This is a genomic window from Acetivibrio ethanolgignens (genome assembly GCF_001461035.1).
Classification (GTDB): Bacteria; Bacillota; Clostridia; order Lachnospirales; family Lachnospiraceae; genus Velocimicrobium; species Velocimicrobium ethanolgignens.
The window spans coordinates 1-6,641 of record NZ_LNAM01000227.1; the positions used below are offsets into that span (position 1 = coordinate 1).

Annotated in this window: 3 protein-coding genes; all 3 read right to left on the reverse strand. The window is 44.5% G+C overall.

Features of this window, described 5'->3' with window-relative positions; genetic code table 11:
- The coding region (locus tag ASU35_RS18200) for an AAA family ATPase (protein ID WP_147525496.1) at positions 1 to 837 on the reverse strand (837 nt) is incomplete at its 3' end.
- Between the two features lie 212 nt (positions 838 to 1,049).
- Complete coding sequence (locus ASU35_RS18205; protein WP_058354379.1) at positions 1,050 to 4,283, reverse strand: leucine-rich repeat domain-containing protein; 3,234 nt, start codon at positions 4,281 to 4,283, stop codon at positions 1,050 to 1,052.
- A 603-nt stretch (positions 4,284 to 4,886) separates the two neighbouring features.
- Positions 4,887 to 6,578, reverse strand: a complete 1,692-nt coding sequence (locus tag ASU35_RS18210) for an AAA family ATPase (RefSeq protein ID WP_058354380.1) — start codon at positions 6,576 to 6,578, stop codon at positions 4,887 to 4,889.
- Between the last annotated feature and the right edge of the window lie 63 nt (positions 6,579 to 6,641).

Below are 6,641 nucleotides of genomic sequence, written 5' to 3' on the forward strand. Positions count from 1 at the left end.
TAGCATTTGTACATTTTTATTTTGGATTTTTTGTACATATATATTGTACCATTTATATGCGGCAAACACCTCTCCCTCCGTAAAGCCAAAGGCAGTGGCATACTTATCCGAGAGGACTGTGATAATCTTAGGGTTATTGAGGTCGGAGAAAACAGACTCCTTGCTTATCCTCGTAATCCCGGTCATCACCGCCCTTTCCATATATGGGTTCGTCTTAAATGTGGAATTAAAGAGGCTCCTTGTGAAGGAAACCAGCTCGTCCCAATAGCCCTCCAGATACGCCTCCTGCATCGGCGTGTCGTATTCGTCCAGCAGGATAATGACCTTTTTGCCGTAATAGCGGCACAGGAAATCAGAAAGCTGATAAAGGGCTGAGGTCGCATCGCTGTCGCTTACCTCCACTGATAATATTCTGTCAAAATATGCCCGATCCGCATCAGTCAGCGCTTCACTTTCCTTCAGAAAAGAACACTTGATATACAAATTCCTTAATATCTCGCAAATCTTATCCCTTGTGGCTCTATAATTGGTTTCCTTGACTCTTGCAAAGGACAGATTGATAACCGGATAGGTTCCCTGCAGCTTGCGGTATCTTTCCTCCTCCCAGATGGAAAGCCCCTCGAACAAGTCTCCCCTGTCTGCGTGGTCCACTGAGAAAAAATAGTCTAACATACTCATATTCAGTGTCTTGCCAAAACGCCTTGGACGGGTAATCAGCGTAACGCTGTCGCCGCTTTCCCACCACTCTTTTATAAAAGAAGTTTTATCAATATAAAAATAGTCCCCTTGCCTAATCTCTTCAAAGTACTGTATCCCTGTCGCTACTGTCCTTGCCATCCTGCCCCTCCTGTCTGGAACCTCCAAAGTTCTTTGAAATTCATTCCATTTTAAAATATGCCTCTTTCAAAATCCGCTATACTTCAAAATCCGCTATACTAATGTTTCTCTTCTTAGTATAACGGATTTTGGGTTAAATTACAAATTTAATTATCGCACTGCTTCTTCTCTCTTCCCGCTGTTCTCTTCGCAGGAATCGCTCCCGTGGAGTCCTATGCTTTCTTGACGGTTACCTTTACCTTCTTGTATACGCCGTTCTGGGCATAGACATAGATATAACAGATCCCGGCTTTTTTGGCTGTAATAACTCCCTTGCTGCTTACTGTGGCAACCTTTTTGTTGCCGGATTCATATTTGATTGCCGTATGCTCCCGGATTGCCTTGTCTGCCTTCACCTGGGAAGCCTGGATTGTAAATGTCTCCCCTTCTTTTAAGGTTACGTCTGTGTCATTGACTTTAACAGATTTGACATTGCCATACTTGCCGCCTGTGGTCGTGGCATGGACGGTCTTTGATTTGGCAATAAATACTTTCTTGCCATCTACCAGCTTATATGCCTTTACATAGTACTTATAGTAGGTACCGCTCTTCAAAGCCTTGTCTGTCCATGTGGTTGTGCTGCCGTCCTTGATGACTTCCTGTTTCACTATCTTATAGGTCTTGGTCTTGGTATTGCACTGTGCACCGTATACCACATAGCCGTCGGCACCGGATGCCTCTGCCCAGACAAGCCTGTTGGTCGTCTTAGTGGATTTGTCCACTCTCAGGCGTAGCGTTCCAAAAGCGGTATCCATCGTCACGGTTTCCCTGCTGCCGTCCGTATCCGCTGCCTCTTCTGCCTTGTTGGCATCTGCCTTGTCATAGACTATAAGGAAATCGGAGAAATGGTCCACGACGAACACCAAACACCCGTCCTCATAAATGCTCGCATACTTCGTTGTCCCTCCTTCCTCTGCCACATACCATACGGAAAAGCCCGCTGCCCTGTAGCCGGTTGGGACTGCAAACGGGACCTTTACCGTTGCCTCGCCGCCCTTGAAGTCGCCGATGCGCTGGCCGTTGCAGGTGAAGTAGGCTTCGATTCCGCCGTGGATGTCCAATTTTTCCACGCCTGTCTTCTGGGCCTCATTGAGGCGGGTGGTTCCCGCGTCATCCACATTCAGCTGGATATCGTCACCCTTTGCCTGCTCTACCACGGCACTCAGGGCTGTGGAATCCAGCTCTACTGTAGCTGTGGTAAGCTTCACCGTAAGCCCTTCTACCTTGTTGGTCTTGTCGGCTGCCGCCTTTGCGATTTCCTCCATGGATTTATTCGGGAGGATGACGGTGTCAATCTTCTTATTAAGACTTGTAAGGTCTACCTCCACTTTTGTTTCCTTCTCTGCCTGTGTCACTAATTTATTGATGTCCTCTGTCTTGATGGTATCAACCACTGCTTTAGAATTTTCTACCTTAGCTGTGACATTTACAGTATTTTTATCTCCAGTTACAGGAACTGTGATGGCTGTGCCTCCACTACCGGAGCCACTGTTGCCGGAACCGCTACTACCAGAGCCGCCATTTCCGGAACCACCGCTACCAGAGCCGCCATTTACGGAACCACCGCTACCAGAGCCACCATCACCACCGGAACCATTTCCACCAGAGAGTTTTTCAATTACCAGTTCTACCGGCACTTCTCTTTGTGCCTCATTTAATTTTAATACAATCGTTCCTGTCACACTTCCCGGATTGCTGGCAGTTGCATCCACTTTTTCAAAATCAGAAAGCGTAACGTCAACGACATAGCCTAACTTGTCTACTTCCTTCTTCACCGCTTCCAGGACAGTAACTTCTTCTGTATTATTATCCGGTGTCATTGCTTCGAGTACAGCTCTGGCTGCCTGCTCTGCCTCTTCCAGCTTGTCATCATCGGTCTTTGGAATCTTTGGAATTACAAGGTCTACCTTAACATCTTTGGAGGCACTACCTAATGTCAGTGTAATGGTTCCGGTGATGCTGCCCGGAGCTTCTTTCGTAGCCTCTGTCATAGACAGTTCTTCCGGCTCTGCGGAAACTGAAATGCCATATCCTAAAGCTTCAACTTCGCCTGTAATCTCTGCAACAATGGCAGAACCACTGGTAGCATTGGCCGGCTCCTCCGATGCCAACACACGTTTAGTCACCCGGACTGCCTCGTCAAGCTTGTCAGTATCGGTTCTGTCAATTTTTGCTATATAATCCTTCCAGTTCGTCCAGTCCGTATAATATGTATTATAGACATCTGAAAATACTTTAATTCCCTTTTTATTCTGCGTAACAAAACTACAGCGAGTAAAAACTCCGGAATATTCTGTCTTATTAGGATCCTTTAATGTCGCAGGAGTTTTTCCATCGACTTTTACTTCTATTAAATTGGTGCAGCCCTTAAATGCATCTTTTCCAATTGAATTCACCAAATCAAGAAGTTCTATTCTTGTCAATCCTGTACACTCTTCAAATGCATTATTTCCAATTGTTGTGAGACACAGGGGCAGTTCTATGCTTGTCAGTCCTGTACAATCAAAAAATGCGTAATCTTCAATTTTTGTCAAACCCAATGGCAATTCTATCTTCTTTAAATTTTTGCATCCCGTAAATGTCCCGTTTTCAATCTTCTTCACTTGATTAGGAACTTTAATTTCTTTCAAGCCACTTTGCAAAAATGCCCTTTCTCCAATCGAACTGACACTCTCCGGCAGCTCTAATGTCTCCAAACTTGAACAGCTAATAAATGCACCGCCGCCTATTTCAGTGATACCATATGGTAGAATTACCTCCTTTAGATTTCTAGCACCAGCAAAAGTATTAGGATCAATTTTAGTGACGTTTTTCGGTATGGTTATGCTTTCCAAACCAGAATTATTGGAAAATACACCGAAACCGCGATCCTCTCCTATTTCTGTTACAGTTTCCGGAAGCTCAACTGTTTTCAAGCTATCGCATCTTAGAAACACTCCTCCTTTGAGTGTCTTAAGGCCATTTTGCAGTTGTATGTTTTCTAATACCTTGCAATGATTAAATGTATCATCAAGTACTTCTACCTTTTTGGGTATTGATATACTTTTTAACTTTTCACATTTAGAAAATGCTGAGTTTCCAATTACAGTCACATTTTCCGGCAAATCTATGCCTTCTAATGATTGACAATTGTAAAATGCCTTATCCCCTATTTCCGTTACACCATCCATAACCTTAATGGTTGTCAGTTCTTTCCTTTTTGTATCCCAATTTCCTACTTCTTCTATCCAGCTTGTAGTTCCCTCATTGGTATACACAGTCAGGGTCTTCGTAGCTTCATCATAGCTGAAATCTGCCCCTGCAGCCTTTGCTATCACCGTGCCGATACCCGGTACGTACACGCAACCAAGCATCATGGCAAATGCCAGCAGAAACGCGATTCCTTTCCTAATCCTTTTTGATCTCATAATCTTTTGTCTCCTTCTAAGTTTGTAATACAGCAGCCAATCGGGTTGCTTGTTATCTGTGCAAGACCTATGCCTCTATTATCCTTACGAACCTGCATAAACTCCCCTATCCACAATGCACAAAACTCAATTCATTCCTTATAAACAGCTTCTCCCTCATATGTACGAAAAGCCCGGAAAGATTTTTCTTCCAAATACCTTTCTTCACATTTCCCATATAAATCGCCCTTTCTTCCCTGTAATATCTATATGAACACTCTCAAGTGATTGTTTTCACTTTTCCCACATACCTTCTCTGATAAATCACATCTGCATCTGCATCTTACTCCCTCTACAGCACCAAAACCGCCACAAATCCGGCGGTTTTTCAAAAAAATTTATAAAAGTTTTCCATTTTAAGCTTTGCCCCATCTCCTTTGCCAAAAACAAGAGAGCGCCATAAGCAGTCTTTCCTGTAAATCAAACGGCAACACGCTTCGCGAGTTGCCTTATTGATAAAAAAACCGGAAGTTATTATGAACCTCCGGTTTTTTCCTCATTCCTCTATTCCATGACGCACCATACTTTCCATCTAAGCACGGCAAATAATTTACAAGCCATCCATCACCCAATCAATACTTTCTTCCCCTCAAAGGCAAAGCCGTATTTGCGGATATTCCCTGCCGGGATTCCCTTCGCCACAAGGGCGGCTTCATACTGCTTCTCCTCGATCTGGGCGTGGGCAGCCCTCACGGTGTCCTCAAGGGATTTTTCCCTCCGCTTATTGAATACCTTAAATTCCAGAATAAAGGCATCCTTTTTCTTATCTCTTGGCTCTATCATCACATCATATCTTCCAAATCCGCTCTCTCCGTTGGAGATGACAATATAGTCCCTCTGCATGTCAACCATCAGTCCCAGCACAAACCCGTGGTAGAACCGTTCCGGCTGTGCCTGGGAAGGTTGCCTTCCCGTGTCAAAACTGCCAAACATATGAAGGGTCACCTCATTCATATAGTCATTCATATGGTCCACATCCCCTAAAATCAGGGCTTTGATAAAACTGTTATATTCCGGCTGGGAATCCGAGAACCAGTCGCTTACCATTCCCCTAAACATCACATTGATTTCCATGTTGGTGATGGCAAGCTCATACCGGGGCTGTGTCCCTGGAAGAATATCCTCATAGCTTTCACTGGAAACCACCTTCAGGTATCCGCTTGCCAGCAGAAGGCTCCAGACCGATTTCTGGCTTCCGTCCAGCCTGCCAAAAACAATCTGCTCATCTATCAGTGACCATATGGTTTCTCCCCTTAACAGGCATTCAAACTGCTGCTTGATGTCGCTGTCCCCCTTCTTTAGAAGGCTGCTCACCAGGCTGTTGCTGCTGGTGTTTGCCCAGTAAGCCCCAATCTTCCCAGTGTCCAGAAAATTCAGAATCGACCATGGGTTGTAGATATCCCTGTATTGCCCAAAAATAAAGCCGTCATACCACCGCTTGATTTCTTCCTTCCTGCCGCTGTAGCCATACTCATCCAGCGCCCCAAAGACCTCCTCCTGCGTAAAGCCGAAGGCTGCTGCATACTCATCTGAAGTAGCTGTGATTACTTTCAGGTTATTGAGGTCAGAGAAAATAGACTCCTTGCTTACCCTTGTAATCCCTGTCATCATTCCCCTTGCCATGTAAGGGTTGGTCTTAAACGTGGAATTAAAAAAGCTTCTCAAAAAAGAAACGGTTTCTTCCCAGTAACCGTATACATAGGCCTCCTGCATCGGTGTATCGTACTCATCCAAAAGGATAATGACCTTTTTGCCATAATAACGGCATAGAAACTCCGACAGCTTATTGATTGCCACCGTTGCCACATATTCTGGCATACCGCTGCTTACAGAGCAGAAAAATTCCTTATCGTTGTCTGATAGGAAGTCCCCCTCCAGCAGGAAACGATGTACATTGTATAAATCTATTATAATCTGGAAAATCTGTTTTTTTGTATATTCATAATTGTTTTCCTTGATTCTTGCAAAGGACAGACTGATAACCGGATAGGTTCCCTGCAGTTCCCGGTACCCTTCCTCCTTCCAGATGCAAAGCCCATCGAACAAGTCCCTCCTGCCTGCGTGATCCACTGAGAAAAAATAGTCTAACATACTCATATTCAGTGTCTTGCCAAAACGCCTTGGACGGGTAACCAGAGTCACATCATCGCCACTTTCCCACCATTCCTTAATTAAAAAAGTCTTGTCGATATAGAAATAATCGTTTTTCCGGATTTTTTCAAAATCCTGTATCCCTGTCGCTACTGTCCTTGCCATCCTGCCCCTCCTGTCTGGAACCTCCAAAGTTCTTTGAAATTCATTCCATTTTAAAATATGCCT